This is a genomic window from Frankia canadensis, assembly GCF_900197875.1.
GTDB lineage: Bacteria > Actinomycetota > Actinomycetes > Frankiales > Frankiaceae > Frankia > Frankia canadensis.
Genome location: NZ_FZMO01000452.1, coordinates 1 through 1,192, shown reverse-complemented (window position 1 = coordinate 1,192; position 1,192 = coordinate 1). Strand labels below are relative to the sequence as shown.

1 pseudogene is annotated in these 1,192 nt (G+C 76.4%); it reads left to right on the top strand.

Going from position 1 to position 1,192, the window contains the following annotated elements:
• Positions 1-203: 203 nt before the first annotated feature.
• A pseudogene (locus tag C1A33_RS26010) lies at positions 204-1,192 on the top strand (hypothetical protein); the annotation flags it as partial.

The following is a 1,192-nucleotide window of genomic DNA, read 5'->3' as shown; positions in this document are numbered from 1 at the left end:
CCCACCCCACCAGTCCACCAGCACCCGCACCCGTGCCCGCCGCGCCGGCCCCGCCGGTGATTCCCTGGGTCCCTACACTGCCCGACGGTCCAGCCTCCACGGCGCCCTCACCGGCCGCGCCCACCACCGCCAGCCCGACCCCCCTCACGCGGCCCGCTCACCCTGCCGCCCCTCGCGACCCGATCCGACTGCCCTCGGGGCTGGTGCTGCCCCTAAGCCTGCTCGCCGCCGTCGCGATCGCGGTCACCATCGCCCGCCTCCTGCGCCACCGCACCCGCCCCACCGGACACCGCCGCGACCAGCCGGCCGACCCACCCCTCCCGCTGATCATCCGAGAGATCCTCCGCAGCGGACACACCCTCGACGAACCCGACCCCGACCGCGACGACAGCACGCCCTTCGACGCCGACCCGCTCCACGCGGACGACCCTCAGCTCGACGACGAGGAACCTGCACTGGCCGGCGACGAGCCGCCCATACCTCTGGGGCCGCCGCCCTACCCCGACCTGGACATGCCCGCCGCCCCGGCCGCACCGCCTGTCCCCGCGCTGGTGGGACCGCTGCCCGGCGGTGACGGCGCCACCGCCACACCGCCCATCCCACGGCCGCCTCGCACCGGCCTACGCGGCCCCGCCGCGCCGACCCGGCTGCCCACCGCGCTGCGCACCAGCGGCGGTATCAGCCTGCCCGACCCCGATGCCGCCCGCGCCCTGATCCTCACCGTCCTCGCCGCCCACCACACCCCCGCAGGCGAGGACCCCCACCATCTGATCCTCGACAGCGACGCGGCCGAGACCCTGCGCCTGCCCGGACAGCTCCTCGCCCGCCTGCCCCACGTCACCCTCACCCGCAGCGGCCTCGACGCGGTCGCCAGCGCCGAGGCGCATCTGTTCATCCGCCAGCGCCTCGCCGACGACTACGACGCCGCGACCATCGACGAACTGCGCGCCACCGCCCCCGACGAACCCCTGCCCATCATCCTGCTCGTCGCCACCGCCGACGCGGACCTGCTGCCACGCCTGCACGCACTCGCCGCCCACGGCGCGGCCCTCGACATCCTCACCACCACCCTCGGCCCCTGGCCCGACCATCCCCGCTGGCCCGACCCCCAAGCCGCCGACACCGATCCCGCGTGGGCACTGCCGGCCGACGCCGCCACCGACCTGCTCCACCTCCTCACCCAGGCCACCCC